General features: G+C 40.2%; 29 protein-coding genes. 19 read left to right on the top strand and 10 right to left on the bottom strand.

Features of this window, described 5'->3' with window-relative positions; all coding sequences use genetic code 11:
- Window positions 1–12 precede the first annotated feature (12 nt).
- From KOE27_RS26180 to KOE27_RS26170, 3 genes are all read right to left on the bottom strand, one after another.
- Complete coding sequence (locus KOE27_RS26180) at window positions 13–609, bottom strand: ligand-binding sensor domain-containing protein (RefSeq protein WP_215242427.1); 597 nt, start codon at window positions 607–609, stop codon at window positions 13–15.
- A 5-nt stretch (window positions 610–614) separates the two neighbouring features.
- Window positions 615–1,238 carry a response regulator gene (locus KOE27_RS26175; RefSeq protein WP_215241828.1) on the bottom strand — a complete coding sequence of 208 codons (624 nt, stop codon included), beginning with the start codon at window positions 1,236–1,238 and terminating at the stop codon, window positions 615–617.
- 167 nt (window positions 1,239–1,405) lie between these two features.
- Window positions 1,406–2,848 carry a hypothetical protein gene (locus tag KOE27_RS26170; protein WP_215241827.1) on the bottom strand — a complete coding sequence of 481 codons (1,443 nt, stop codon included), beginning with the start codon at window positions 2,846–2,848 and terminating at the stop codon, window positions 1,406–1,408.
- A gap of 346 nt (window positions 2,849–3,194) precedes the next feature.
- Between KOE27_RS26170 and KOE27_RS26165 the strand changes: the two genes are divergently transcribed.
- The 3 genes from KOE27_RS26165 to KOE27_RS26155 all read left to right on the top strand — a co-directional run bounded on the left by KOE27_RS26165 (window position 3,195) and on the right by KOE27_RS26155 (window position 5,408).
- A complete protein-coding gene (locus KOE27_RS26165; RefSeq protein ID WP_215241826.1) occupies window positions 3,195–3,761 on the top strand; it encodes a Crp/Fnr family transcriptional regulator in 567 nt (188 codons plus the stop codon).
- A 78-nt stretch (window positions 3,762–3,839) separates the two neighbouring features.
- Window positions 3,840–4,580 carry an SDR family oxidoreductase gene (locus KOE27_RS26160; RefSeq protein ID WP_215241825.1) on the top strand — a complete coding sequence of 247 codons (741 nt, stop codon included), beginning with the start codon at window positions 3,840–3,842 and terminating at the stop codon, window positions 4,578–4,580.
- A 222-nt stretch (window positions 4,581–4,802) separates the two neighbouring features.
- The gene (locus KOE27_RS26155) at window positions 4,803–5,408 is read left to right on the top strand and encodes a class I SAM-dependent methyltransferase (RefSeq protein WP_215241824.1); all 606 of its coding nucleotides are present in this window, start codon (window positions 4,803–4,805) and stop codon (window positions 5,406–5,408) included.
- Window positions 5,409–5,451: 43 nt separating this feature from the next.
- On the opposite strand, the gene KOE27_RS26150 is transcribed toward KOE27_RS26155, so the two are convergent.
- From KOE27_RS26150 to KOE27_RS26135, 4 genes are all read right to left on the bottom strand, one after another.
- Window positions 5,452–6,360, bottom strand: a complete 909-nt coding sequence (locus KOE27_RS26150; RefSeq protein ID WP_215241823.1) for a helix-turn-helix domain-containing protein — start codon at window positions 6,358–6,360, stop codon at window positions 5,452–5,454.
- A gap of 20 nt (window positions 6,361–6,380) precedes the next feature.
- Window positions 6,381–7,199 carry an oxidoreductase gene (locus KOE27_RS26145; protein WP_215241822.1) on the bottom strand — a complete coding sequence of 273 codons (819 nt, stop codon included), beginning with the start codon at window positions 7,197–7,199 and terminating at the stop codon, window positions 6,381–6,383.
- Window positions 7,200–7,529: 330 nt separating this feature from the next.
- Window positions 7,530–8,336, bottom strand: a complete 807-nt coding sequence (locus KOE27_RS26140; RefSeq protein WP_215241821.1) for a helix-turn-helix domain-containing protein — start codon at window positions 8,334–8,336, stop codon at window positions 7,530–7,532.
- Between the two features lie 35 nt (window positions 8,337–8,371).
- Window positions 8,372–9,328 carry an SDR family oxidoreductase gene (locus KOE27_RS26135; protein ID WP_215241820.1) on the bottom strand — a complete coding sequence of 319 codons (957 nt, stop codon included), beginning with the start codon at window positions 9,326–9,328 and terminating at the stop codon, window positions 8,372–8,374.
- A 475-nt stretch (window positions 9,329–9,803) separates the two neighbouring features.
- On the opposite strand from KOE27_RS26135, the gene KOE27_RS26130 reads away from it, so the two are divergent.
- The 14 genes from KOE27_RS26130 (at window position 9,804) to KOE27_RS26065 (ending at window position 20,680) form a co-directional block, all read left to right on the top strand.
- Window positions 9,804–10,400: an RNA polymerase sigma factor gene (locus KOE27_RS26130; protein ID WP_215241819.1), complete on the top strand. Its 597-nt coding sequence runs from the start codon at window positions 9,804–9,806 to the stop codon at window positions 10,398–10,400.
- Between the two features lie 262 nt (window positions 10,401–10,662).
- The gene (locus tag KOE27_RS26125; protein ID WP_215241818.1) at window positions 10,663–11,913 is read left to right on the top strand and encodes a site-specific integrase; all 1,251 of its coding nucleotides are present in this window, start codon (window positions 10,663–10,665) and stop codon (window positions 11,911–11,913) included.
- Between the two features lie 649 nt (window positions 11,914–12,562).
- Window positions 12,563–12,955, top strand: coding sequence for a single-stranded DNA-binding protein (locus tag KOE27_RS26120; protein ID WP_112376281.1), 393 nt, complete (start codon window positions 12,563–12,565; stop codon window positions 12,953–12,955).
- 45 nt (window positions 12,956–13,000) lie between these two features.
- A complete protein-coding gene (locus tag KOE27_RS26115) occupies window positions 13,001–14,074 on the top strand; it encodes a DUF932 domain-containing protein (protein ID WP_215241817.1) in 1,074 nt (357 codons plus the stop codon).
- A gap of 52 nt (window positions 14,075–14,126) precedes the next feature.
- A complete protein-coding gene (locus KOE27_RS26110; protein ID WP_045754127.1) occupies window positions 14,127–14,609 on the top strand; it encodes a DUF1281 family ferredoxin-like fold protein in 483 nt (160 codons plus the stop codon).
- Window positions 14,610–14,620: 11 nt separating this feature from the next.
- Entirely contained in the window at window positions 14,621–14,962 is a 342-nt protein-coding gene (locus KOE27_RS26105) for a molybdenum ABC transporter ATP-binding protein (RefSeq protein WP_229252994.1), read from the top strand.
- A gap of 18 nt (window positions 14,963–14,980) precedes the next feature.
- Complete coding sequence (locus KOE27_RS26100; RefSeq protein ID WP_045754125.1) at window positions 14,981–15,163, top strand: hypothetical protein; 183 nt, start codon at window positions 14,981–14,983, stop codon at window positions 15,161–15,163.
- Window positions 15,164–15,175: 12 nt separating this feature from the next.
- A complete protein-coding gene (locus KOE27_RS26095) occupies window positions 15,176–15,793 on the top strand; it encodes a PRTRC system protein E (protein WP_045754124.1) in 618 nt (205 codons plus the stop codon).
- 11 nt (window positions 15,794–15,804) lie between these two features.
- A complete protein-coding gene (locus KOE27_RS26090) occupies window positions 15,805–16,023 on the top strand; it encodes a PRTRC system protein C (RefSeq protein WP_215241816.1) in 219 nt (72 codons plus the stop codon).
- A 17-nt stretch (window positions 16,024–16,040) separates the two neighbouring features.
- Complete coding sequence (locus KOE27_RS26085) at window positions 16,041–17,207, top strand: hypothetical protein (protein ID WP_215241815.1); 1,167 nt, start codon at window positions 16,041–16,043, stop codon at window positions 17,205–17,207.
- 113 nt (window positions 17,208–17,320) lie between these two features.
- A complete protein-coding gene (locus KOE27_RS26080; protein WP_229252993.1) occupies window positions 17,321–17,923 on the top strand; it encodes a PRTRC system protein B in 603 nt (200 codons plus the stop codon).
- Window positions 17,923–18,729 carry a PRTRC system ThiF family protein gene (locus tag KOE27_RS26075; protein ID WP_215241813.1) on the top strand — a complete coding sequence of 269 codons (807 nt, stop codon included), beginning with the start codon at window positions 17,923–17,925 and terminating at the stop codon, window positions 18,727–18,729. Before KOE27_RS26080 ends, KOE27_RS26075 begins: the two co-directional genes overlap by 1 nt.
- 397 nt (window positions 18,730–19,126) lie before the next feature.
- Window positions 19,127–19,594: a DUF1905 domain-containing protein gene (locus tag KOE27_RS26070; protein ID WP_037438465.1), complete on the top strand. Its 468-nt coding sequence runs from the start codon at window positions 19,127–19,129 to the stop codon at window positions 19,592–19,594.
- Window positions 19,595–19,690: 96 nt separating this feature from the next.
- Window positions 19,691–20,680 carry a hypothetical protein gene (locus KOE27_RS26065; RefSeq protein WP_215241812.1) on the top strand — a complete coding sequence of 330 codons (990 nt, stop codon included), beginning with the start codon at window positions 19,691–19,693 and terminating at the stop codon, window positions 20,678–20,680.
- 11 nt (window positions 20,681–20,691) lie between these two features.
- On the opposite strand, the gene KOE27_RS26060 is transcribed toward KOE27_RS26065, so the two are convergent.
- The 3 genes from KOE27_RS26060 to KOE27_RS26050 all read right to left on the bottom strand — a co-directional run bounded on the left by KOE27_RS26060 (window position 20,692) and on the right by KOE27_RS26050 (window position 21,945).
- Window positions 20,692–21,081, bottom strand: coding sequence for a response regulator (locus tag KOE27_RS26060; protein ID WP_065719243.1), 390 nt, complete (start codon window positions 21,079–21,081; stop codon window positions 20,692–20,694).
- Between the two features lie 272 nt (window positions 21,082–21,353).
- Entirely contained in the window at window positions 21,354–21,653 is a 300-nt protein-coding gene (locus KOE27_RS26055) for a helix-turn-helix domain-containing protein (protein ID WP_049038341.1), read from the bottom strand.
- Window positions 21,634–21,945 (bottom strand): helix-turn-helix domain-containing protein, encoded by a 312-nt coding sequence (locus KOE27_RS26050; protein ID WP_135834316.1) that lies wholly within the window; start codon window positions 21,943–21,945, stop codon window positions 21,634–21,636. The genes KOE27_RS26055 and KOE27_RS26050 overlap by 20 nt, the downstream gene beginning before the upstream one ends.
- 169 nt (window positions 21,946–22,114) lie before the next feature.
- Between KOE27_RS26050 and KOE27_RS26045 the strand changes: the two genes are divergently transcribed.
- Window positions 22,115–23,716: a hypothetical protein gene (locus KOE27_RS26045; RefSeq protein ID WP_215241811.1), complete on the top strand. Its 1,602-nt coding sequence runs from the start codon at window positions 22,115–22,117 to the stop codon at window positions 23,714–23,716.
- On the top strand, window positions 23,716–26,367 hold the full coding sequence (locus KOE27_RS26040; RefSeq protein WP_215241810.1) for a phospholipase D-like domain-containing protein: 2,652 nt from the start codon (window positions 23,716–23,718) through the stop codon (window positions 26,365–26,367). The genes KOE27_RS26045 and KOE27_RS26040 overlap by 1 nt, the downstream gene beginning before the upstream one ends.
- Window positions 26,368–26,372: the final 5 nt, after the last annotated feature.

Below are 26,372 nucleotides of genomic sequence, written 5' to 3'. Positions count from 1 at the left end.
ATAGTAATAAATCTAATCATAGGTAGACACCCATAGTTTCCCGTCAGGTGCCGTACAAAAATCATATAACCTGTTGTTTTCTTTCAGATACGAATGAGTCCTGCCGGTCCGGGAGTCCACGCGAAAAAGTCCGCGTTCATCGGTCATCACCCAAACATTTCCATGTTTGTCTTCGTCCAGCTTTTCAACGGAGACCGAATCAAGCAGATGTTTGTTCCCGAAGGCCTCTGCGAACCGTTGAAATCGTTCGTTGCCGGCATTATACAGGCATAATCCACCCACGGTGCCTACCCAGAACCGCCCTTTGCGGTCTGCCAGCAAAGCCTGAACCCAGCTGTTACTGAGGCTGTATGTCTTTCCCCGGCTTGCCCGGTATGTCTTGAAATTGTGTCCATCAAACCGGTTCAGGCCGTCCTGTGTGCCAAACCACATGTAGCCGTCATAACTGGCGATATCATATACGGTACCCTGCGAGAGGCCGTTTTCCTGCGAAAAATGTTCAAAACTGAATTGGTCTGGTAAAGATGCCGTTGCTGCCACCGCCGAATGCTGTCCATTCGAATGAAGCGTACGCAGAAGGAAGACAAAAAGCAGAACGGTGCGAAACATAACTTTTATGTCTGGATGTTGAGCCTTTTCCGAGCGTAATTGGCCAGCTCGACATTTGAATGTACATCAAGTTTGCGGTAAATGTTTTTGCGGTGCGTTTCGACAGTTCTGATGCTCAAATGTAGTTTTTGCGCCATTTTCGCGGATGTCACGCCCTCGCAGATCATCTTGATGATTTCTGTTTCCCGGGGTGTCAGCAGATACTCCGACATTTTTTCTGTTTGTCCGGACAATAGCCGCAGGAATGCAGGAGGCCAGAACCTGCCGCCGTTGAGAACCGTTCGGATTGCCCGGAAAACCTCCTCCCGTCCGCTGCTTTTGACACAGTATCCATCTGCACCGGCACGGTACATTTTTTCGAGAGAAATAATGTCGTCGATCATCGAAAGCGCCAGTATTTTAATCTGGGGGTACTGCTGTTTTACCGACTTGGCAATTTCGAAACCCGATACATCGGGCATATCAATGTCCAGCAAGAGGACATCTACCGGATGGGCGGACAGAAACGGCATGACTTCCCGGCCATGATGCAAAGCGCCTGTAACACGCAGGTCGGTGGTATGCCCGAGGAGGAAAGAGATTCCGTCTGTAAAAATCCGGTGATCGTCCACAACCAGTATTTTGTGCATCGGGTAAAGGAGTTAGTCTTAAAATTAGTTATTTAGAAGTTAATATTAAATACAGGTCACTCATTCTCACAACATCCATATTCCGATAAGTGCCACCAGAATGGCCAGCAAGGATATTGCCAGCCAGATCAGGTCCATGGTATGTTTTGTTTTCTGCATAAGGTCACCTACCTCGACTGCCCGGAGAAGCCTAGCCGTGAATTGTGAGTAACTTTCCAAACCGATAGTCCAGAGTCCCAAGCGACAGAGGTACAGGGGACGCACGCCTCGGCAATGGATCCGTAATTGCCAGGAGCGGTAGGAAGGGAGTTTGGCGTGCCATGCGTCTGCCAGATCCTCAGATTGGATGCGTAATTTTCGATATCTGCCGGATTTATAGGCAATTTAACCGTACTGGCTAAATTGAAGGCGTCGAACTCTTCCTGGATGAAATACAAAACGACCTGGTACCACGCGTTCTGGGTTTCCGAGGGATTCTCAGGTTCAAAATCATAATGACGCTGCACATAGGGCTGATTGTTATGAACCTTTACAGAATTGTCCTTCGCAACCTTTACGGTAATTCGCTTGCCCGTAGTTACATCTACTCCGTCCCAGTTCTGATTGGGTGTAAAGCGGGCAATGAGCTGGCAATTATCGTCCCCCAGGACGTTTAGCCCGGTCAATCCATCATACTGCTGTGTGTGCACCGTAAAAGTTCTTTCTCCGCTGGCAGCGAGTGTCGTTGGCGGTTTCACCGTGAATGTCTGGGTGCTACTTGTTTTTACGGCACATCCAGGCACGGCTAATTGTGCATAATATTGCGTACTGAGGTTGGTGACCTGCACGTTTTTTGTTGTTTCCGAACCAATGGTCGTGGCTGCCTCGGTACCTATCTTTTCATACCAGGTGAGCGTTCCAGCATCCAGCCCCGTACCCGAAGCAACGAGCGTCTGACTCGACCACATGCACACCTGATTGCCTGAGGCTGGCGGCAAGATACCGACGGATGGCTGAACACCTGTGGCGCCTACCGAGGTAAGGAAGCTCCCAAAACTTTCTGTGCCGTTTACTGTACAAGTGGCTGTGAAAAAGCCGGTTGATGACGTTTGATAAGTTGTTCCCACAGCGCCCGGTATCAATTCTCTTGTATAGGGCTGCATACCGCCGTCTCCCTGTCTTTGGTACCATTTTACCTCACCACTGCATCCGGTCGCTGTAAGAACCGGATTGAATGTACAATACGCTGCTGCAGAAACGGTCGGATGGGAGGGGGCCTGTTCGGGAAGAACCGTCACCGTTATGGCATTGGTCGCGTTGTTATTAACGGTATAAGTAAGCGTTATATTCGAACTTCCAGGATTGACGGGCGTAATGTACGTACTGAAAAAAGGGGATCCCTCGGGCGGAAGCCCCTCTCCATACCACTTCGCGGTACCCTGATCATAAAATCCCGTCAACTGAATAGTCTGGCCCGATCGGATGGTTGCCGTATTCGGTTTTGTGTATGCATCTGGAGACACGAGGATGCCGGAAAGTTCAACGGCATAAACATTGTAGACAGACTGTCCCCAACAGGAGGGTAATTTCAGACCGGATGAAAGAAGGAGCAATAGCAAAATCCGTTTCATAAGATTGCGCGTTTAGTATAGTTAAAAATGGCTGAGCGTGCTGACGTTGGTCATAATTACACCCCGAAGCGTATATGTTTAAATCGCCCTCCGGGCACAATAAAGGTGGGGCATCAGCACTATGCTTTCAATACCACGATCATGGTATACTGCTGCGTAGAATTACCTGGTTTTCTGTAAACTGAATACGAATGTGGTGTTTTTGACGAATTTTTTGGGAACCATACACAAGTGTTTTTGTTAGCCTACAGCGGTGCCTTCCGGCAACATCAGCTTTGTGCCACCGGTAATTTTTGAATTGCTAAATCCTCGCCAGGCCTGACAAGAATTGAGATATGAAAATATAATGAAAGAACTTATAGACTACTTGTTAACTTTCGGCGATTTTAAGCCGTGTCAATTGGAGCTTATCACCGGCAAGGCGCAGTTGACAGAACTCCGGAAAGACGAGTACTTTTCCAAGGCAGGGCAGGTGCCGAGGCAAGTCGGTTTCGTGGTGGAAGGCGTGCTGAGGGGTTGTTACTATACCCATACGGGCGAGGAAGTGACACGCTGCTTCATCAGTGAAAATAGCCTGGTGGCCGACTACCTCAATTTTGAGGCAAACCTCGTTTCTTCGGAATACCTGCAAGCCTGCACCGATTGCAAACTGCTGACGTTTTCGAGGCTGGATTGGGACAGCTTATCCGAACTTGTAGAGGGATGGGATATTGCCAAGTATAAAATGGTACAGGTTTGTTTGTATCAGAAATCAAGAAAAGCACCGGTGATCTCGCAGGATGCCACCACCAGGTATCTGGAATTCCTGGAACGCCATCCGCTGCTGGTCAACCGTGTTCCGCTTGCCTACGTCGCGTCGTACCTGGGCGTTACGCAGCAGTCGCTGAGCCGGATCCGCAGAACGATCCGCTGACTGCTTTTTTACCAAATGTTAAATGTCTTCATTTTTCCATGCTGCAATTTTGCCGTATCAAACTAAAATTTTTGGAATATGAAGACCGCATTAATCACAGGAGCCAACAAAGGCATAGGTTTTGAAGTAGCAAGGCAATTATTGAAGAAAGGGTTTTATGTATACCTGGGAAGCCGTGATCTCTCGAACGGAAACGAAGCAGTCGGCAGGCTGAAAGCCGATGGCCTCACCCAGGCTGAGGCCATCAGGCTGGATGTAACGGACCTTGCATCCATTTCTGCCGCGCGGGATGAAATCGGCAGGAGAAGCGCGGGGCTGGACGTATTGATCAACAATGCAGGCATCAACGGAGGTGCTCACCCATACACCGTAGCCAGCGCGACCGCAGACCAGTACCAGGCGGCCTTTTCCACCAATGTGATCGGTACGGCAAGCGTCACCAACGCCTTTCTTGATCTGCTTATGACTTCCCCGGAGCCAAGGATCGTCAACGTCAGCACGAGCGTGGGGTCCCTGGCCCTGCAATCAAATCCCGACTGGCCCGCTTACAACTTTGCAAAATACGTCGTGTATGCCACTTCCAAAGCGGCCTTGAATATGTATACCGTTCACCTGGCTTATGAACTCAAAGACACAAAGGTGAAGGTAAATGCAGTTTGCCCGGGCCTCACCGCAACGGACTTTACTTTCTTTAATGGTGGCGAAGTCAGCGTGGCGGCGGAGCGGATCATCAAGTATGCGCTTATCGGCCAGGATGGACCAACCGGCAAATTCTTCAGTGAGGAAACCAACCCGGCGACCGGCGAAATTCCATGGTAGCCTTTACTCGTTTTTAGCTGGCTATTCAAAATAAAGGCTTTCCCGAATCTTGACGCCTGTTTCTGCATGTGTGGCGTACAGCAGGGATCAGTTCACATCTTTTTTCAAGGAATTTTCTTGTGACTTTCGGGGTTGCGTTCCATGACCGTCCAGGAGTTAAATGACGCTGACGACCTGGACGTGCCATGAAAACCATAAAATTTGAACGAAACATAACCGGATATGAGTGAATTTTGGGAAGAAGCATTTAAAAGTAAAAACCAAATGTGGGGTTGGGATCCCGCAAATGCTGCCCTGATTGCCTCCGGAATTTTCCATGAGGCGGGCTATAAAAAGATTCTGATTCCTGGTATCGGGTATGGTCGGAATGCTCAGCCATTTGTTAAAGAGGGGATGGAAGTGACCGGGATAGAGATTTCCGAAACAGCTATCGCCATTGCAAAAACCCGATACGGTGATTCACTGAAACTCTACCATGGCTCGGTGACGGAAATGCCGTTTGACGAAAACCGATATGACGGCATTTTCGCCCACGCGCTGATTCATTTGTTGAATGAGGACGAAAGAGCGAAACTGATTGCAGATTGTTATGAGCAGCTCCATGAGGGCGGTATGATGATTTTTACTGCCATTACCAAAGAGGCCGTAACCTATGGACAAGGAAAACCCGTCGGGCCCGACCGGTTTGAGCAGTTCGGCGGCGTCAGAATGTTCTTTTACGACGGGGTTTCCATTCAGCAGGAATTCGGTGGTTACGGCCTGGCCAGCGTTGAAGAGGTCATGGAGAATTACCCGTTTCATTTGATCCGGTGTGTGAAACAGAATTGACGCATTTAAACGGAAGGTATCGCAAAGGGCATTGGTAACAAGCTCAATTCAGCTTTCTGTATTCTTGCGGTGTTAATCCTGTTTTGCTTTTAAATAAGCGATTGAAATAGTGGGGATAATTAAATCCCAGCGTATAGGCAATACCACTTACCGTTTCTGATTCGCTAAGTAGTAGCGTCTTGGCTTTCTCGATGACAAAATTATTGACGTGATCTTTTATTGCGTACCCGGTTTCTTTCTTTAACAGGTCACTCAAATAATTTCCCGAGAGATGTATTTTGTCAGAGAAATATTCAACCGAAGGTATTCCTGTTTCCGCAAATTTTCCATGTTTATAATAACTATTGAGCAGCGTATGAAAATGGCTCACAACATCAGAATTTTGTGCGGAGCGGGTATTGAATTGTCTTTCATAATAACGTTTTGATAAATTCAATAGTAGTTCCAGGGAAGATGCAATAACGGTTTGGCTATGGTTGTCTATCCGTTCGAGGATTTCATTTTGTATCATGGTTTTGCAATCGGTGATCGTCTTTTGTTCAGCATCGGACAAATGAAGGGCTTCGCGTACCTCATAAGTGAAAAATCCGTAATTCTCGATACTTCTCCCCAATGTGGTATTGCGGATTAAATCGGGGTGGAAGAATAACATCCATCCCTGTATTTCATTTAATTCCTGAGTTTTCGATACGGACTGAACCTGGTCGGGTGCTGTGAAGAACAATACCCCTTCGTCAAAATCGTAGGTATTTCTTCCGTAATGCAAACCACAGCTTTTGTCTTTCAGGCCAATCGTATACAATTCCGAGGTGTATTTTACGCCGACAAACTGTTCTGAAATTTTCCATTTTGACACATCGATGATACTGATCAGCGGATGCGTCGGTTTTCCAAATCCGAAAATTTCATGCAACTGGCCGATCGACCTGATATTTTTAATGTCCTGTTTCATCTTCTTGCCCAAATTTTCGTCTACTTAACCTGGCTCATTACTATTTTGTCGTACACTTTGTCGCCAAACCATTTTCTGATGGCCATTGCTGGTTTTGCCATATAACCCTTTACATACCTGGTTTTGGGTTTCTTGTCGGTGGCAGCGCGGGCAATGGTCTGTCCAAGTATATCCACATCAGTCAATTGGCTTCCGGTGTACATTTTAATCGTGCTCTCAGCTACTTTGTCGGCAAAGTGAGCGTAGGCACCTCTGCCTGAGGTAATCTTCAAATTTTCCGCTGCTATTTGGCCCCAGGGCGTTTTGATGCCTCCCGGCTCAACGATTACCACATCGATTCCAAACGCCTTCAACTCCAGACGCAAACAGTCGCTCCATCCTTCTACGGCGTGTTTCGTGGCGTGATACCAGGCACCCAACGGCGTATAAATTTTACCACCCATTGAAGAGATGTTTACAATTCTACCCGATTTTTGCTCACGCATACCGGGTAATACCAACTGCGTCAACCGGGCCATTCCAAAAAGATTTACTTCAAACTGCCTTCTGGCTTCGTCAAGGGGGACGTCTTCAACAGCGCCGTAAGAACCATATCCGGCGTTGTTTACCAGAATATCTATCCGGCCTTCGTTGTTGAGAACGGTGTTAACAGCTTCAACGATTGAAGCGTCGTTGGTGAGATCAAGTGCCACTACACCCATTCCTTTTGCTTTCAGGTCATTCATTTCATCGGTACGTCTCGCTGCTCCATAAACAGTATAGCCCTTGCTGTGCAATATGTTAGCGGTTGATTTTCCCATTCCTGAACTTGCTCCTGTGATTAGTGCTACCTTTTTCATTTTTCTAAACTTTGAATGTTTCTCAATGATTTACAATGCAAATTTAGACTGACGGGTTAAAGCGAGTTAACACAATAAAGGGGATGCATAACACAAATTACGGAATGTTTGAGTCTGGGATTTTAGGCGGGTCGCCGGTGCGATTGGAAAACGGGACTTGCACCCATCGCCTATGGTGCTCATTTTTTCCCGCTTTCGGCGTCAAAGTTCACTACTGTTACGGTCAAATTTGAGGTCAAAAAAATGTTTGGCGATATCATAAATGTATGCTGACCGGTTTGGAAAAGGGCGTGTGGCTTGGATACCATACCCAGTGGCAAAAGTCCCCGATCAACTCCTGCCCTGATACCTCAATGAAACTTCTGTTGGTGTTAATCCAAATTCTTTTTTGAATGCAAAGGAAAAATGAGACAAGTCTTCAAAGCCTACTTCAAGATAAACTTTCCCAGGCTTTTCATTTTGCCTGCTGATTTGAAAGTAAGCTTCTTCTAACCGCTTCTTTTTGAGCCAACTGCCGGGAGTAGTTCCAAATGCTTTTTGGAAATCCCGTTTAAACGAGGATACACTTCTGCCTGTAAGAAAAGCGAAACGCTCCATGCTGATATTGAACCTGAAATTTCGGTTCATATATTCCTCCAGATTAATCTTTTGAGGTATACCGAAGTTGAAGAATACATCGGCCAGCTTGGGACTGTTCTGCAGTAATATCAGTAATAGCTCTTCCCGCTTCACATCAGAAAAGGCCTGATCAATCTGATCACTTCCGTTGTAGTATGGTTCCAGCGACTGAATGAAATTCCTGATTAATTTATCCTCCTGTACAAACAGAAATGAATGGTCGTTGTCGTAAATACCGACGGTCGACGGGTGTTTTTCCAGATATTTTTTTAAAAAGGGTTCATCCAGCGTGATGATTATCTTTTCGAAGGCATCGTCTTGATCTCTGTACTTGGTATAGCGTACCAGATGATTCTTCCGGGCGATGCAGTAATCGCCCGGTTGCATCAGATAGTTATTTCTTCCATCAAAAGCCTTCATCGAACCTTGCAGCAGGTACAGGAAGAAATGCTCCGGTATAAACTGTTCCGGTGAAATCTCCGGTCCCAGATGACAAGATTGTATGTTGTTAAATTTCAATTTATATATTAAGAAGGCGGTTCCTGCAAATTTAATTATTTTATCAGACTGTCGGCACTGGCAAGCAATGCCTCTTCCTTGCTTCGTGGTTGCCAGCCCAATACGGTCTTAGCCTTCTGGTTTGACATTTCAATGTAAAATTCCTTTGCGGTAGGCTGCATTTGCGCGATGTTTTCAGCCCACTCCGGTCTCTCATTTCTGAGCAATTCTGCTACGTCATAAAAGCTCATTACGCCATCGGCACAGGCAATAAATCGTTCTCCGGCAGCTTTGGGATGTTCCATCGCGAGTAGGTGTATCGCTGCTACATCTCGGACATCCACCACACCCATTGTAAAGTCCGGACTTACGTTAGTTGTCCCATTCAATATTCCGGCTACTGCTATGTCCAGCGAGGCGGAGCTGATACCACCCATTATCGGTCCGAATATTCCGACAGGATTTATTACCGTTAATTCCATACCGCCGTCATTTTGCCCGATGTAATCCCAGGCGGCCTTTTCCGCAACCGTTTTTGATTTAATGTAGGCGGGAAGCGGCACATGAACATCAGTCCAATCTTCTTCTGTAAAAATATGGTTCCTGGGGTTGATACTGTACCCAATCGCGGCGAAAGACGAAGTAAGCACAAGACGTTTTACGCCGGCATTTTGTGCGGCTTTGAGCACCCGCAAGGCTCCGTCACGGGCGGGAACGAGGAGTTCGTTTTCATCGGCCGGCTCCTGGGCCGGAAATGGGGACGCTACATGCAACACATACGAAACCCCTTTCATTGCTTCGTCCCAGCCAGCATCGCTGGTTAAATCCGCTTCAAAAAAACGCAGGCTGCTAATATTTTCAACTGCCGAGGCTTTTAAGGCAGTGCTGACGTTATCTTTTTTGGCCAATGTGCGAATGGTCGTATGCACCTGAAAGCCTTTCTGCAATAATTGTAAAATAGTATGGATACCCACGAAGCCGCTACCACCGGTCACTAAAACTGTTTTGTTCATCTCCTTAATTGATTTTTTGTACTGCAAAACTACTACCAACCGTTAAGCGCAGGTTTGTTGTAAAGCCCAACTTTACTTTGTTGTGAAGTTCAACACCGTATCCTTTCACTTCTGGTTTCGTGGACCCGCGTTTCGTTTTGGATCGCCATCCGGAGCAAGACCTGATAAAACCGTCAGGCGAGTATGTACCGTTTTGATCGAAGGAGATGATCAAGGCACGACACATCCCTCTATTCAACAATTCAACTGGACTGGCTGACCGGGGCAATAATATAGAGCTATCGGTGATAGGGATTCGTATAGATTACAACGTTAGTGTCGGTGACATATCGCGAAGGCTGTTGTACGCGCGCAGAACAGCAAGTCTTTTTCAATGGTCGGCTTCACATTTATTCTTAACAATTCATTCATAACAATTTTTTCCTAAAAATATACAAAATATATACCTTTGGCGATACAATAGAAACGCACCCGCATGAAGGATCTCCGTTACGCCTTTCAAGATCCGGTCTCCGATCAGGATCTCTGGTCTGCCTTTAAGCAGGGAGACCCAACGGCATTTGCGAATATTTATGAACGGCATTTTTTTCCGCTTATCAGTTACGGATTCAAAATAACAAATGATAAACATGTAATTAAAGATTGCATCCAGGATCTATTCGTAGAGCTGTGGGAAAGGAGAAGCAACCTGACCGACGTCAATTCTATCCGTTTTTATTTATTGAAATCCCTCCGCTATAAGATCGTCAGGAACCTGGACGCGCGTTGTGAAGACGCACTGGATACTACGCATAGCGAGCTATACGAGGAAAATTTTGAGCTGGCTTTACTGCGGGACGAAGACAATTCGTTTAAATCCAGGCAATTACATGTTGCTATTCATGCACTGCCGAAGCGTCAGCGCGAAGCCATCCAACTCCGCTATTTTCACAACATGAGCAACGAAGAAGTGGCTCATATTATGGGTGTCAACTACCAGTCGGCCTGTAAATTTATTTATACGGCACTCAAATCGCTGCGCGACATCATGCACCTTTCCAGCTTTCTTCCGCTGCTGATTTCGTTTTTTTGAAAAAAAAGATTAGTAAAAAGCAAAGTTAAGCAAAACGATTAAATCCGTTGCTATACAATGTTTTATAAAGAAGTAGTCTTTATTTGGAACTCGGTGTCTGATAAGTTTTGGGCTTGAAATGACAAAGTTAAGTTACTAATTCGTTACCGATTAATAGAGGTTTCTCATTAGCCTAAACGGTTATATTTCAGTGTTTTGCACTTATTTTTATATTTCCTTGTAACTCAATGTAAATTAATTTTAAACATTAAACATTTGAGTTATGAAACAGACAAAAAAATCAACGTTCAAACTGCTTTTCTACTTGAAAAAGAACGAACTGAAAAAAAATGGTAACGCTCCAATTATGGCACGTATTACCATTGATGGAGCACCTAAAACTTTTGGGACAAAGTTAGAAATTGACCCAAGCAATTGGGATCTAAAATATGGAAGAGTTGAGGGCAAAAGCGCAACAGCTTTAAATATTAATAAAAAGTTGGATAACATACGTGGGCGTATCGACAAAATTTATGAAGATATGCTGAAACACGAGGGCTTTGCTACTTCCCAAAAAGTAAAGCTCTCATTCTTGGGTGTTGGTGTAATGGATGATGCAATTCTAAAAGTCTTTAACGATAAAAATGAGGATTTTAAAAAATTGGTTGACAAGGAAGAACGTTCACAAAGCACCTACAACAAGTACATCACGGTTTATAATCATCTTACCACTTTTATCAAAGAACGCTATCATCGTGATGATATGGCCTTTCGGGAATTGACTGGAGATTTTATTAGGGAATTTGATTTTTATCTTCGGTACGATTTACAATCTACACATAATACGGTTTGGGTTTACACGATGCCTGTGCTAAGTCTGGTGGAATTGGCTATTAAAAAAGGTTTGATACGTGATAATCCGTTTCAAGATTATGAAATCAATATGGAAGAAACTGACAGGGGTTATATTCTTAAAGAAGATGTAGAAAAACTGATGATGTGTGCACCGCCCCACCCACGGTATGAGCTTGTGAAAGATCTTTTTATTTTCAGTTGTTTTACCGGACTTGCTTATGCGGATATTAAAAAACTGACAAGGAACAATATTCAGTCTTTCTTCGATGGTCACCAATGGATCATCAGCAGAAGAAAAAAATCAGATATTGCTTCTAATGTTCGGTTAATGGAAATCCCAAAACGTATCATAGAAAAATACCTCGGTAGCACTCGTAATGAGTTTATCTTTCCAGTTCCAACCAATGTAACCTGCAATACTCACATTGGCAAATTAATTGAAAAAGCTGAAATTATAACAGAACAAAAAGTAACTTTTCACACCGCAAGACACACATTTGGAACGATGTTTTTGACCGAAGGCGTACCTCTTGAAAGCCTTAGCAAAATGATGGGACATAAAAACATTTCAACTACACAGATTTATGCTAAAATTACCAGCCAAAAGATTAGTAAGGATATGGATTTGGTAGCTCCTAAATTTAAGGAGATTGAAGAAGCGTTTTTACAGGTTATATAGTTAATCACAATTTGAAATTAGGAGCAGAACTTAACGGTTCTGTTTTTTTTATGCCCATATTTTATAGCCAAAGCACATTTACTTCGCTCTGCTATTCCCTTTCTGTAAAAGAGCTTTTCGGCTACTTCTGGAACAGAAGATTAAAAAATGTTGTCATCTACTCCTCCCGCACAAATACATTTTTCTAATCCTCTGTTAGTGTGGCTTTGATAGCCCCACCGCTTTAAAAAAGTGTTTTAAAAATTCAGCGAATTGGATGTGTTATTTCAATTCACTCTGAACCATTTCTCAATGCCATCTTCTTGGCTTCCACATTCATTTTTATCCAAAGACCCGTATGCTTTTTTGTCCCATTTCAAGAGCAAAGGTATTTCCGTGTTCTTAACGCATCACAAAGGTCAAGCAAGTTTGGAAAATAATCTCCACCCGTTGGGTAGTATTTTTTTCCAAAACCTTGGTGATGCTAAACACGAACCTTTTATGCTCGTGAAACGAAACATAGCATACTCCGGCTCTTTAAACGAATAAAAAAAAATGTCAGATATGAAGATTAAAAACATTGGAAATGGTAATGAAACGAAACAGCACCTCCTCTCATTGCCGAATAAATCTAAAAAAAATCAAAATCAATAACTAAAAATTAAAGAATATGAACATCACAGGAAGACTGACAAGGGATGCGGAAGTACGCACAACGTCACAGGACAAACAAGTAGTAAATTTTTCAGTAGCGACCAACGACAGCTACCGAAACAAACAAGGCGAACGCATAGAGCAAACCACCTATTTCGACTGCTCTTATTGGATAACTCCGAATGTAGCCAAGCTACTCAAAAAAGGCACTTTGGTAGAACTATCGGGACGAGTAAGCACAAGAGCGTGGACAGGTAATGACGGAGAGCCAAGAGCAGGACTGAATTTCCATACCTCACAAATCAAATTGCACGGAGGTAGTAAGAGAACCGAAAGCGTACAAGCTACTGCACAAACAGGAAACAACAGTACAGCAGGAAAAGGTACAGAAGACGACCTTCCATTTTAATCAAGAACATTCAATCCATTTTTTAATATCAAAATTTTAAGCATTATGGCACATAATATCAATTTCAACGAGAGAACAGGACGTTATTCATTTTTTAGCGTACAACAAAAAGCGTGGCACGGTTTGGGGCAAATCGTAGAGCAATATCCAACAAGTGAGGAAGCTATCAAACACGCAGGATTAGATTACGAAGTCGTAAAATCCCCACTATTTACCAAAGGTTCCGGCATTATCGAAACCACCAATGGTATAGAGATAGGCAGTAGCGAATTAAAAGTGCCTAATTATTACGCTAACATTCGCACCGATAACAATAAAGTATTGGGAGTAGTCGGCAAGGATTACCACATCGTACAAAATCGTGAAGCCTTTAATTTCTTTGATGCTATTGTAGGCGGTGATGAGGGCATTCTGTACGAAACCGCAGGAGCATTAGGCAACGGAGAACGCATTTTTATCACAGCCAAATTGCCCGACTATATTCGTGTAGGCAATGGCGATGATGTTACAGAAAAGTACATTTTCCTTACCACTTCGCACGATGGTAGCGGAAGTATCACAGCCGCATTTACACCAATCCGTATCGTTTGCCAAAACACCTTAAACGCTTCGTTACGCAGTATGACCAATGTTGTTCGTATCAAACACACTTCGGGGGCAAAGCAACGTATCGAGAACGCTCACAAGATTATGGGACTTGCCAACACATTAAGCAACCAATTAGAGGGCATTTTTAATGAGTGGGCAAAAGTAAAGGTAACAGACCGAGAGGTTAAAAAGCTTATCCAATTGGCACTTTGCCCGAACAAAGAAACGCTTGACCTAATCAAAAAAGGTGCAGAAGATGAAATTTCCACAGTATTCAAAAACACCGTTGAAGATGCTTTTGCGTATGCGATGATAAGCGACACCCAACAAATGGACACTACTAAAGGTACATTGTTCGGAGCATATAATGCGGTTACAGGCTACTATCAGAACGTGAGAAATTATAAGAATGATGAAGCCAAATTACAAAGCATTGTATTGGGTGGTACTGCTCAACTCAAATCACAGAAAGCATTTGAATTGTGTAATGGTTTTGCTTTAGATGGTGCAGAAATCCTAAACCTTAATTAAATAACAACAGGCTACCGCCTTAATCGGTGGTAGCCTACTAAAAATATTCATTATGGCAAATTGGTGCAGTAATACGGTTGTATTCGAGGGAAAACCCGAAACAATCACAGCAATACAGGAACTTTTTCAATCAATGAAGGAAAAGGAAGAAAAATCCGAAGAAGGGCAACTACCCAAATTTATTTCTAAAGATAATGGTGGTTATTTCTTCAATATCTATTGGAATGATGGCGATGAAGGACAATTTCAGTATGAAACAAAATGGTCGCCCAATATGGAAATCATTCAAAAGATAGCGGAGCATTACGAAGTGAATTTCACACACGACTATGAAGAAATAGGCAATCTTGTATATGGCAGGGCAACATTTTATGACAAGCTACTCACAGATGTTTATTTGGAAGACGTGGATTTTGAGCAATACGAGTTTGATGAAGAAACCGATACCTACCATTTTGAGGGTAATGCTTACGAAAGCGATTACGAGATATTAGAAAACTTGTTGGAGCGGAAAATCAAAAATCAGCAACCTTAAAATCTACCGCAATGGAAATAGTAACAATAATAGCCACAAAGTTTGTACGCCACGATGTACCCGAATTGGCAACCCTGCAAAATGCAAAGGTTTACCAATTAAGGGAAAAGCTGAACAAAGGCGACAAGTTGAACCGAGCCGAAAAAAATTGGCTTGCCGAAGCAGTAAACCGAAATGCTTATTTCAAAAGAGCCGTACCGCTTATGGGTTATCGCTTTGGTTTTGAGGATGTTTTAAAATCCTATATCGTAAAGCAGTACGGCAGTTGGTTAGAATACAACGCTCCTGACAAAACAAGTCTTCGAAGTATCATCTATGGTAGGATTGACCAAATAGCGGAAATCAGTAAATAACATTTAAAGCCAAGTACAATGAAAATCATAGATAAAAATGGGAATTGGGTTGAAGTTACCGACCTCATAAAAGCTATTCAACAAACTGGTTGGTATAAAGAATATCTGCACGACACACCAACAGAAACAGACAAGGAAAGACAGGAATATTGGGCAGATATGCACGAGAAACTCAAAAGAGAAAAAAGTAATAACAATTAAAATTTAAGAACAATGAACACAAATTTTTTCAATCAGATACAGCAGTTGGACTTTACAGGAGTATTGCAACTGAACATTTCAAAAGGGATAGAAAGCAACCTAATTGTAACAGTATTGCTCAACAACGAACAATGCGGAGATAGTGCAAAAAATCTAATTCCCCCATTGACCTTTAACGCCACGCCCCAAGAGTTTGACGAGGGATTTTTTGAGCAGATAACTACACCCATACAAAAGGTATCGGGCTTAATGGTGGATATGGAAAAATTCCAAAAGCAATTGGACGAAGCCAAAGCACAATCGGCAATAGAAAAGGAAAAAACCGAGAAAGCGAAAAAGGACAAGGAAACCAAAGACAAGAAGTTTAAAGATGCTATGGCAAAGGCGGACGAGTTGGAAAAAGAGGGTAAGTTCCGTGAAGCGTGGATAAAAGTTCCTGATATAACGGAGTTTCCCGAAAAAGCAGACGAGATACGCAAACGCAAAACAGCATTATCCGACAAATTCGCAACACCGAGCCTTTTCGGAGCAATGGACGAAGCAAAACCCGAACCACCAATAGAGCAAGAAATTACTGCCGATTATCCTATTGATGAAACAGACGAAGATGAAAAGAATAGTAATCATTAAAACAGAACATTATGTTATTAGCAACGCAATTAGAACGAGTTTTTATACTCAAAGATAAAGGACAGGACATAAGACTGACCGACCCCGAACCACGTTGGAGCGTGGAAGCAGTAATGAATTTTTACGCCAATATGTACCCGATTTTGACAACAGCAAAAGCATCTACACCGCAAATTAAAGATGATGCAGTAGAATACAAATTTGAGAGCGTAATGGGTACGAAAGGTTAAACTAAAATTATAAAACGATGAATTATGCAACGCAACATCATATCGGGAACTATCAGCATACCCGAACAGAAACGACAACGGCAATTGCACCGACAGTTGGGCGAGTTCGCCAATTGGATGCAAAGACCAAAAGATGCAAACCAAGTGCAGAAAGACAAGCAGAAATCCATACCAATAGCAATGCTACCAATGGTATTCTAAAGTGTACGTTTCTGCCAAAACTGAAAACAGCACAATCCGTACAGGCTTGTCAGAAAACGGAGAGGGATTTTTACAAGTCCCTCTCCAGATTTGCCGAGCATTACAGCATTGAACCAATGCAGACCAAAGATTTTGGTTTTCCCTACAATATTGCATTGGCTATGTGGGATATGGAAACCAAAGTAAAACGTACCAATATCAATTGGGATAGTTTCAAATTGGTACAGGACAGTAAGAAAACCTACTTCACAAGTGAGGAACGATACAATACAGGTACAACCTTGTATTACATTCCTATTGTACCACTTTTTAAAATGCTCAAAGACCCGAAGCGTAAAAAGACTGCACAGCTTTTAATATCAGTATGTAGTTATCTGTACCATATTGCCGATGTGCCGTATTACAGACAAGAAGACAGCTATCTGTATTGGCAATATGAAATGCACAAAGATTGGGTAGAACAGGACGAGGAAACGGACGAAACCGAAGCTTATAAAAGGGAGTTGAGAAATGCCGAATACATTGGCGATAAAATAGAACAAAAGCTATTTAACCGTATCAATCTAAAGGTGTTTGAACAGCGTGTGAGCCAATTTAAAAGTGTTGATCTGTTCGACAGGGAATGCCATAATGTGTCTTGCAATGCGTTAGCCCTTTTTACTGAATATCCGAACGCAAGCATTTTCCGAAACGCACCAATATCCGAAGAAGACCCTTACAATGATGATTACGAAAACGAAGCAATCGGAATGGAAAAGTACATTTCATTTATTGCAGATACCAAAGGTTGGTTATACGGAAGCCTTTCCGATACCATCAACAATGAATTTAATGAGTACGGAGCAATGGAAGAACCAACCATTTCCAAGCGATTTGACGTAAATGAAATACCAACAACAAATCTCGATTTTGAGAACCGCTTGTTTGCCTTATTGGACTACCTCTGCACACTATTAGACGACTATAAAACAACAGAAAAATGAACAACGTAAATAACATCACCAACGATTTTGGCACATTGTACCATCCGAAATCCGCATTGGTTTTTTACGAAACCATAGGCACAAATACCGATATGTATGTAGAGCATTTCGATATGGACAGCAACGGAACGCCTATCAATGCCCACCCATTGACAGTAAAAGAAGCCAATGTATTGGCAAAGGCTCTAAAGACCGATGAAGAAAATAGCAAAGCCTTTTTAAAGCCAAAGGGAATTTTGCCGACCAACATTTTGCATATTAATCCGAGCGAAAAAGGTACGGTGCTATGGTACACCAAAACACAGCTAAGACAGCTATATTTTGTGGATAGTTTAGGTATTTCCAACGGCAAGGCACAAGTACCGCCAATGCTATGGTTTGCCAATAAAAGCAGTCTTACGGTATTTGCTTTAGCAAACGACAGAAGACCCACCGAGAAAACGCCATTGCATTATGCACCTTTCTTCAATATCTACGAAAAGGGCAATGTATGTATGGGTACGGTGGGTATTGACATTAAAAATTCGGCTTCGGTTGAGGAATTTATACAGGCGTGGGAACATTATTTTTTCAATTCTTATTTCAGTCATTCATTATGCGAAAACTTAACGAAAAAAAATATTGTAACCCTTTGGAAAGACCTTATCAATACGGATAAACCCTTTCCTAAAGAGGTATTAAAAAAGAATAATAAAACCCTTAAAAATCTATTGTGATGAATACGACAAAAACAGCAGTTCATTTTACGGACAACTATTTACTCAATCCAACCAATCCGATTTCGGTAAACCTTATCGGAGCAGGTGGTACAGGCTCAAAAGTATTGACCGCCTTAATGGAAATAAACGAAAGTTTGATAGCATTAGGACACGCAGGGTTGCAAGTCCGCCTTTGGGATGATGATGTTATCACGAGTGCCAATTTGGGCAGACAGCGTTTTGCAGAAAGTGAAACAGGATTATACAAATCCGTTGCTTTAATCAATCGTTGCAACCGTTGGGCAGGTACAAATTGGAAAGCCAAAACGGTAAAATTTGAAAAAGACAATTTTGGCAGATTGCCCGAAGAAGCAAGGGCAATTATTACCATTACTTGTGTGGATAATGTACAGGCGAGGTTTGGAGTTGCTGAAATTTTGAAAGAAACAAGTTACCGCAAACACTATCAAGATGAACCAAAATATTGGTTGGATTTTGGCAACAGCCAAGATACAGGACAAGTGTTACTATCTACCATCGGAGAGATAAAGCAACCCAATTCAGAGAAATACCAAACGGTGGCAAGCCTGCCATTTGTTACCGATGAATTTGGCGAACTATTGAAGCAATCCGAACAAGAGGACAGCACGCCAAGTTGCTCACTTGCCGAAGCATTGGAACATCAAGATTTGTTTATCAATTCATCACTTACACAAATGGGTTGCTCCTTATTGTGGAACTTGTTTCGCAGGGGAATGACTGAATACAAAGGATTTTTTCACAATCTGAAAGATTTCCGCACCCACCCGATAAAAGTTGCCTAAAAGCCGAAATCGGCGGGCAAAAATGCAATTCCTCCCTACGGTCGGAAACGCATTTTTGCGGTTTAAAGCTGATGCAATCACTTTGCAAAAATGCACCGGCTCACAATTCCATTTCCTTACATTTTACCAAACAGGTTGCGAGTTTTTTGCGTGGGATATTCAGTATCCCATTTTTTGTTTTTGGTAATGACTTCTTTTCTTTTCACACAGCGACCAAAGAAAAGAAGCAAAAGAACGTCGCCTGATTAATGATGGTTTATAATAGAATATTTGCCATAACCCTAGCATCTAATTCATTAAATTTGTCCTTAAAACAAATAGACTAATTCCTAAACAAAATACCCAAATTTTCTAAATTAAGGGGTTAGCGGTAAAGCTATAATACAGGTCATAAAAGATGAAATACTTAGTAAAGAACAAGGAGCTCGAATTGAAATATGAAGCAGGTAAAGGTGCTTGGACATATCACATCCAAGTACCTAACACTAAACATATCGTAGGAAAATGGGGCTCATTGAAAGTATCTGGTACAATTGACAACTACACAATTGACAGTATTAATTTGTTTACGATTGGAGGACAAGACAAGCTAATTTCAATTAATGACAAAATCAGGAAAGCAATCAGCAAAAGTGGTGGCGACACTGTAACTGTGACACTTTACTTATTGACTTCAAAGGAGCCGATTACAGAAAAAGAAATATTAGATACTTTTAGAAATTCGGGTGTTTTAAAATCGTTCAATAAATTACCAAAAGAAGATAGGATCAAAATTATTGAAAAAATATCCTCTACAAAATCCGAGGACAAACAAGTAAATCTAATTTTGAAATACATTGACCAATTGGGTGACGACAATGATTAAGCAGTCTTCACTTGATTTCCTTTCTACTCTCAAGCACAATGGTTTGAACAAAAAAATGGCATTACTTTAAAACTGTCAGTAAAAATAAATTTCAAAATGATTGAAACTGAAATCTCAATAACCGTAAACAGGAAATCCGATATTACCTTATTAGAGCAAACAATCGTCGGTAACAAGTTCCAATTTCCGGTTTACATTCGGGAATATGAATTTAGCTATCAAATAAATTTTACAAGTGATTATGAGGAATGGGAATTAGACACGGCTATTCTCAATTCTTTTCCTGGATATGAATTTACCACCGACCTTGAAAAAGGACGGAAGGAAATACGGGTTCAAATATCCCGATACCAATCAGAATTATCGACTGATGGCTGGGGAAGACGGATTGAAAATACTTTGGATGAAACGAAATATCTTGTAAAAGCATCGGTAAATAATCCTGAAAAGTTCAACCCTAAAATCAAAGTCTTGTTTGAAGATAAAGAGCAGTACTACTTTGTAAATATTGCAGATGGTGTTAACAGTACAACCGAAGAAAAAGGTTTTTTGCTTCTGGATCATTTTAAAGCCAATGAAACGGATGAAGCAACTTTTTTTAAAGATAGATTATACAAATCTCCATTAGAAGCTTTTCATTCAGGATACTATAAGTTATCTGAATTGGTTGACAAGGATTTTAGCACTTATCTTGAAAACAAAAAGAAAGAAATCAGAGAAATTCAAAAACAACCACGAAAAATCATCAGAGATTTTATAAACGCCTGTAACAGTTCCGATGAAAGTAGTATCCTGAAAAATCTTGACGAAAATATCGTTTTTGAAGTTCGTAAAAACTGGAAAACAATATTTGAAATCGAAGGGCTTTCAAAATTCAAAGAATATCTGAACTCATCCGATCAACAATTGTGTGGTAAGAATTTTAAAATCAGGTCATCTTGGAGTTTTAGTTTACCAAACGTGACTATTGGAGTAAAATATTTTCCGCCAGTTACAGAAAAGGATATGCACCCTACTCAAAAATATGAGCAGATAAGGTTTGTACTAAATGATAAAAAAATCGCTAGTATTTTGTATGAGAATTAGTGAATTTTATCCTAATTGATAACGGCTTCTATTACTTTTCTAAAATATTCCGCATCATTACCAATCAGCAAGTAACTTGAAAAACCAATATCTAAAAGATATTTACCCACTTTCTCATCATCAATATCACTATGTGCAATAAGTTTTATAGTTGGATATTTTGTTCTTAATTCTTGAAGTTCAACAAAAACATTCTTGTTGTAAAAATCAAGGTCGATAATACAAATTTTTGGGAGTTCATTTAATGAAGATAATTGTGACAGTCCATCTTCCATGCTTTCTGAACGAAATAAGACTTCAGTTCCCGAAGCAATGAGGTCTTTACAAATGAAATCTAAAATTGGGCTTTTATCATTGATAAAGGCGAGTGTAATTTTTTTTTGTGCTGTACCAGTTTCCATATCATCATACTTTTTTAAAGTTGATGTAGCCCTGCACAAAAAGAAAGCGCAGGCAACTACACTTACCGCACATTGAGGCACTGGTATACCCGACAACGAATAAGCGAGCGCCCACGCCTATGGCATGAGCGTTCTTCCTTATTGTCCCGTTGTCTAAAAATTACCAGTTTTCAATGTGGGACTTAAAGCAAAAACACTTTAAGTATTTCTATATTTTACATAGCAAAGATACTAAACTCTTGCTATTAGATGTATTAATGCAACAAAAAAGCTTAGTCTGAATTAGTTTTGTGATTGATATAATTCTGCTCCAATATTGTCATCAAATCTGTTTCCTTATAAATAATTTTGCCACCAATCTGAATATACGGCAGGATATTATCATCACGATATTGCTGTAAAGTGCGTTTGCTAATGTGTAACAGTTTGCATACATCTTCGCCCGACAAATAAATTTCTCCATTCATTACGGGACGATAGTTTTTTAATATATTTTCAATACGGTCTCTCAATATCAAAATCATTTCTTGATGGGAAATGATTTCTTCATTATCATTCGTCAGTAAATCCATTATCATTGGTATTGTACGGCTGTCCAGCTTCGAGCAAAGCCCGTACGTCCGAGAGTTTATAATAATTCTTGCGGTTCAGTTTGGAATAAGGTAACAGCCCTTTGTCCTTGTAGGTCTGCAAAGTCCGTTTAGTAATCTTCATCATCAAACAAACTTCCTGGTTATCTAGCCATTTTTCTTCTTTGAAAATTGAAATGTATTTCATTGTGGCATTTTCGGTCAATTCCAAAAGTGCTTTCAGTTCATTTGTCATTCCATCCAATGCGGATTTTTGTATTGCGATAACTTCCATAATCTGCTCAATTTTGCTGTGGAAGTGGAATTTATCAAGGATTTGTAAAGGCTTGGAAAATGTTGTATTGATTGGCGTTGAAAGGTAGTATTTGTCGCCACGATATAAATTTCAAGATAGTTTATTTTGTAAATTTGAAGAATATAGGTTACTGATAAATTAATTTTAAATGGCAGTATTACAAAAAGGCAATTCAAATTATCCGTTTTGGGGAGCATCAATAAGTCTAATCACTGGACTTGACCCGTTAGGCCTTCAAACAACCTCAGAAGCGACTTACGCCACTATATTGCCTGGAATTTCCAATTTGACTAATCGTCTCCGTTATTATGGGTTTTATTGTTGGCTTTTAGACTTCTATTTCAAGACCGAGAAGAAAGGCAACTCAAAAGAACAATATCGTTTTATCCGCAGAGCTGAATTGATGATTGCCATAATTATGCAAAGCGAGCGTAAAGGAGTTCAACAGATAACAGGAAGTAACTTTGCTTCAAACCTAATAAATACAGCTGAGGAAACTTATTTTGACTTAGCCGAAGGAGCAGACAAGGACAATACCGATAAAAATGTTTATTGGAAATATCCATCCGGTGCATTCGGACAATATTATTACGGAGCAATGCAGGCACTTTCCTTAATTATTACAGCAATAAATGATGATGGAGATGTTATTTACAACATTAGTAAACCACACCCAAGACAAAAAGTTTCTGGGAAACAATTAGCCGAGGCTTTTGAAGGATCATTGTCACCACAAATAAAAGAGTTATTTTATATTAATATCAAAAAAGGAAAACTCTACCAAGATGATATTTCAGAACTGATAAAGTATTTTGCGATTGATACGATACAAACAGAAAATGCCGAATGGCAACTATATGTAGAAATGCTTTTGGACAAAGACGATCCAAGTCAAGAAATGGAAGAACGTTTTACTTTTCACAGAAGGGAAACAATTTTGTCGCTCTTAAATACAGCTGTTAAAAATGAAAATAATTACGACTGGTATAGATTTCTATTGGAAAGTTACCGAAAGAAATTGGGAACAAATGGTTATCCTGAAACGGAAACTAATATTGGTTGGTACTGCTATCAATTAAATGAGTATTGGCAGTACAGTTGCGGAACAATATTTTGGGCTGTATTACAACATCTTTACGATTTCCAACAAGACCAATATCTACCATTGTTTGTAAAGAAATTTTCAAGCAGTATTACAAATGAAATATGCAAAGAGCTAAAGCAAGCTACAGAGCCAACAAGTTCACTTGCAGAAATTTTGGAGTTAATCCCTGACACAGAAGATGAGGAAAACATCAAAAAGGAAATTGATGCAACAAACGACCCTGTTATGGCAGCAAAATATGGCTTTATGCTTTTGCTTCAAATATTCAAGAATAATAGAGAGCAACTTCATCCATTGAAAGAATTTATGAGCAGAAAAAAGATAGAAAGGGATGGGAATATGGTTGATGGTATCTTGACAGTTCACACAGCAGAAAATGATACACTTCAAGATTTTGTTGAACAATTTATTTTACGCAAAATTATTTACAGGCACTCAATGGTTGCACTCAGAAAAATGGGCAACGGCTCACAGGCTACCCACAAATTTTTTATTGAGGAACAATACATCCGTTTCATAGATACATTTCCACCAAGAAACACATCGCCAAGAATGAGCGCCTTGCAAAACATAATGTTTGATTTACAGGTAATCAACGACCAAAGGGTTTTATCGCCATTACATAAGAAACTTTTGATTGACTGATGATACTAGAAAGAGAAAACATACTAACATTGATAGGAAGCAGAAGATATCATTCTGCAATTCTTACTACCTTCAGCTTTGACTTTTATTTTTTTGAAATGAAAGCAATGAAATGGTTGCGTTCTTGTGGCGTGAGAAACATCAACGTTTTTATTGATGGACATTATTATTCAGAGTTAATGCAACAAGCGACAGGAGAAGAAATGCAACTTTCTGCCGGTTATTCACTTTATCCTGTTTTTCAAAAGTCAGTATTCCATCCAAAAATTTGGATGTTGTTTGGTGAAAAAGAAGGATTGCTTATTGTTGGTTCTGGAAACCTTACAAATTCTGGAAATGGCAACAATGATGAGATTTGGGGAGCATTTCATTTTGATATTCGTTCAACCGAAAATTCATCAGTCTTTTCGTCAGCTTGGGATTATCTATCAACTCTTTCATCGTCAGTTAAGGGACAGATGAATGAAAAAACTACAAAATGGATACTTGAACATTCTAAATGGCTGAATGAATTGCCAAAGACAAAACCATTTCAATTTTTCGAAACGTCGCAAAAAGAGAAGGTTGCTTTCCTGTTTAATACTGAAACAACTTCTATTTGGAACGAACTTTTAAAACATCTTAGCAATGAGAAAGTAGTAGAAATAACTACCATTTCTCCATATTATGACAAAAATGGGAAAGTATTGCAAGAACTTAATTCTCTTTTTCCTTCAGCCATAGTAAAAGTCATATTGGATGAAAGTGGTTTAATCCCTTCTGCAATGCAAGTGAGCAAAGCGTTTACATTTTACGATTGGTGTGATGCAGGCGTAAGCAAAATCCAATATGCAAAATCTGGAAACTCAAAATCAAAACTTCACGGGAAGATTATTCATTTCAAGACAAAAAATGGAAAAGAGTTTTGCTTGTTCGGTAGTGCCAATATTACACCTGCAGGATTGGGATTATTGGGCAAAAATTCAAATGCAGAAGTTTCACTTCTTATTCAGTCAGAAAAAGGTGGATTATTAAATCAATTAGGCATAAAACTGAAAACAAGCAATAGTAAAAGCCTTGATGAATTTACAGCGACTACAAATCAGTCAATTTATGAAACTATAATCAAGAACAATCAATTTAAAGTACAGTTGCTTTGTGCAGAGTTGATTTATGATGAATTTATACTTCATTCCACTGGAACTTATACCGATGAATTCAAGGTTGTTTTCTTCGATAAACAAAACCGATTTTTGTATTCCAAAACTTTCTCAAATTATGCGAAAGAGCTAAAAATAACAGTCAATTTAGAATTAGGCAGTTTCCTATATGTGCAATTGACAAATGTTAATGATGGGATTATCTCAAATAAACTATTAATTTCCGATTATTTCCTTTTGGCGAAAACGCATCCTAACCCAAAAACAGAGGAAATTGAGAAAATTTATAGCGAAATTCAAAATGGCGAACTAAGTAAAGTTCTTGACTTGTTGCATTACGCCATCTTTGACGAAACAGAAAATGAGACAGGAGCCAGCTTTTTAGATAGCAGAAGAAACACGTTTACAAAGTTGAATGATGACAAAGAACCTGAAAAACTTTACGATCTCTCTTCCTATAAAGCAATAGAAAATTCTGGATTTGAAAAAAACCTTCTACTCTCTTCTCTTTCCCTACGTGTTTTAGATGTTTTGAAGTTCATCAATTTAAATGGAATTTCAACAAATAAAAAAGCTGATATAAGTATTGATGAGCAAGAAGACGATTTAGGCAACATAAATGGAAATGAGGAAGGAGAAGTGGCAACGGTTCGTAACCTCTCCTTTGTCATGCTTAAATCTGAAAAAAGAAAGTTGATGAACTACTTTGATAACCTTTACAATTACCAACAAGAAATTCTCTATGGGAATAGTCGACCAAAAACATATAGGCCTACACTTACAGATTTGACTAAATATTTAATCGCTCTTGAGTTGATAAGTGAATACGGAGGGAAATCTGCAAAGTATGACGAACAAGACACGCACCATTTTTTCAGTTATTTACCATTTGTAGACGATTATGACAATAACAATGTAAAGGGTTGTTGTTTAAACTTAATTGGCGACTTTTTGATGCTGGCAAGAAGCGGATTTAAAGCGTATGAATTTGACTATACAAAAAAGAAAATCGAGGAACTAAAAAAAGAGGCACTCATAAATACAATTGTTTGCTTAATTAACAATCGATGGAAAGATGATGAATTACATTACTTTTTTACTATGGCTTTAAATGCACTTCATTATTTAGGTTGGAGGAATGTAGATGATTTCAATAGCAATTTTGTAGAATTAAAATCCAAAATTAATATTAGAATTTCTGAGTTGAAAAACAGGACAAAAGGATTTGAAAAAAACTTAGAGATATTTTACGAAAGACTATGTCCTTCGTTTATAAAAGTGATTGAACAGATTGAAGATAAGAACTTTGATACATCAGCAGTTAACGGGCAAATTATTTACAAATCGCCTTGGGGTTATAGCTACGTTCAGTACGTAAATAAAACAAACGATTTTACTTTAATCAGACCTGGCTTTATGTGGGACTATGATAAAGAAGATTACATAAAACACAGTCCAGACGAAATTTATTTACCTCTAAAACTCTCATCTTTTATATGCACCGATTTGTAAGTTAA

Origin of the sequence: Dyadobacter sp. CECT 9275 (genome assembly GCF_907164905.1) — a bacterium.
In the GTDB taxonomy this organism is placed as follows: domain Bacteria; phylum Bacteroidota; class Bacteroidia; order Cytophagales; family Spirosomataceae; genus Dyadobacter; species Dyadobacter helix.
This window is presented reverse-complemented; position numbering and strand designations above follow the sequence as displayed.

What these genes read in the sequence shown, in the direction of transcription:
- KOE27_RS26160 (WP_215241825.1), top strand. Translation starts at nt 3,840, where the DNA reads ATGAAGACCGCATTAATCACAGGAGCCAACAAAGGCATAGGTTTTGAA.
- KOE27_RS26115 (WP_215241817.1), top strand. Translation starts at nt 13,001, where the DNA reads ATGGCACATAATATCAATTTCAACGAGAGAACAGGACGTTATTCATTT.
- KOE27_RS26135 (WP_215241820.1), bottom strand. Translation starts at nt 9,328, where the DNA reads ATGAACAAAACAGTTTTAGTGACCGGTGGTAGCGGCTTCGTGGGTATC.
- KOE27_RS26125 (WP_215241818.1), top strand. Translation starts at nt 10,663, where the DNA reads ATGAAACAGACAAAAAAATCAACGTTCAAACTGCTTTTCTACTTGAAA.
- KOE27_RS26090 (WP_215241816.1), top strand. Translation starts at nt 15,805, where the DNA reads ATGTTATTAGCAACGCAATTAGAACGAGTTTTTATACTCAAAGATAAA.
- KOE27_RS26170 (WP_215241827.1), bottom strand. Translation starts at nt 2,848, where the DNA reads ATGAAACGGATTTTGCTATTGCTCCTTCTTTCATCCGGTCTGAAATTA.
- KOE27_RS26055 (WP_049038341.1), bottom strand. Translation starts at nt 21,653, where the DNA reads ATGGATTTACTGACGAATGATAATGAAGAAATCATTTCCCATCAAGAA.
- KOE27_RS26110 (WP_045754127.1), top strand. Translation starts at nt 14,127, where the DNA reads ATGGCAAATTGGTGCAGTAATACGGTTGTATTCGAGGGAAAACCCGAA.
- KOE27_RS26100 (WP_045754125.1), top strand. Translation starts at nt 14,981, where the DNA reads ATGAAAATCATAGATAAAAATGGGAATTGGGTTGAAGTTACCGACCTC.
- KOE27_RS26155 (WP_215241824.1), top strand. Translation starts at nt 4,803, where the DNA reads ATGAGTGAATTTTGGGAAGAAGCATTTAAAAGTAAAAACCAAATGTGG.
- KOE27_RS26080 (WP_229252993.1), top strand. Translation starts at nt 17,321, where the DNA reads ATGGACAGCAACGGAACGCCTATCAATGCCCACCCATTGACAGTAAAA.
- KOE27_RS26130 (WP_215241819.1), top strand. Translation starts at nt 9,804, where the DNA reads ATGAAGGATCTCCGTTACGCCTTTCAAGATCCGGTCTCCGATCAGGAT.
- KOE27_RS26075 (WP_215241813.1), top strand. Translation starts at nt 17,923, where the DNA reads ATGAATACGACAAAAACAGCAGTTCATTTTACGGACAACTATTTACTC.
- KOE27_RS26150 (WP_215241823.1), bottom strand. Translation starts at nt 6,360, where the DNA reads ATGAAACAGGACATTAAAAATATCAGGTCGATCGGCCAGTTGCATGAA.
- KOE27_RS26165 (WP_215241826.1), top strand. Translation starts at nt 3,195, where the DNA reads ATGAAAGAACTTATAGACTACTTGTTAACTTTCGGCGATTTTAAGCCG.
- KOE27_RS26175 (WP_215241828.1), bottom strand. Translation starts at nt 1,238, where the DNA reads ATGCACAAAATACTGGTTGTGGACGATCACCGGATTTTTACAGACGGA.
- KOE27_RS26050 (WP_135834316.1), bottom strand. Translation starts at nt 21,945, where the DNA reads ATGGAAGTTATCGCAATACAAAAATCCGCATTGGATGGAATGACAAAT.
- KOE27_RS26060 (WP_065719243.1), bottom strand. Translation starts at nt 21,081, where the DNA reads ATGGAAACTGGTACAGCACAAAAAAAAATTACACTCGCCTTTATCAAT.
- KOE27_RS26040 (WP_215241810.1), top strand. Translation starts at nt 23,716, where the DNA reads ATGATACTAGAAAGAGAAAACATACTAACATTGATAGGAAGCAGAAGA.
- KOE27_RS26065 (WP_215241812.1), top strand. Translation starts at nt 19,691, where the DNA reads ATGATTGAAACTGAAATCTCAATAACCGTAAACAGGAAATCCGATATT.
- KOE27_RS26085 (WP_215241815.1), top strand. Translation starts at nt 16,041, where the DNA reads ATGAATTATGCAACGCAACATCATATCGGGAACTATCAGCATACCCGA.
- KOE27_RS26105 (WP_229252994.1), top strand. Translation starts at nt 14,621, where the DNA reads ATGGAAATAGTAACAATAATAGCCACAAAGTTTGTACGCCACGATGTA.
- KOE27_RS26180 (WP_215242427.1), bottom strand. Translation starts at nt 609, where the DNA reads ATGTTTCGCACCGTTCTGCTTTTTGTCTTCCTTCTGCGTACGCTTCAT.
- KOE27_RS26120 (WP_112376281.1), top strand. Translation starts at nt 12,563, where the DNA reads ATGAACATCACAGGAAGACTGACAAGGGATGCGGAAGTACGCACAACG.
- KOE27_RS26045 (WP_215241811.1), top strand. Translation starts at nt 22,115, where the DNA reads ATGGCAGTATTACAAAAAGGCAATTCAAATTATCCGTTTTGGGGAGCA.
- KOE27_RS26070 (WP_037438465.1), top strand. Translation starts at nt 19,127, where the DNA reads ATGAAATACTTAGTAAAGAACAAGGAGCTCGAATTGAAATATGAAGCA.
- KOE27_RS26095 (WP_045754124.1), top strand. Translation starts at nt 15,176, where the DNA reads ATGAACACAAATTTTTTCAATCAGATACAGCAGTTGGACTTTACAGGA.
- KOE27_RS26145 (WP_215241822.1), bottom strand. Translation starts at nt 7,199, where the DNA reads ATGAAAAAGGTAGCACTAATCACAGGAGCAAGTTCAGGAATGGGAAAA.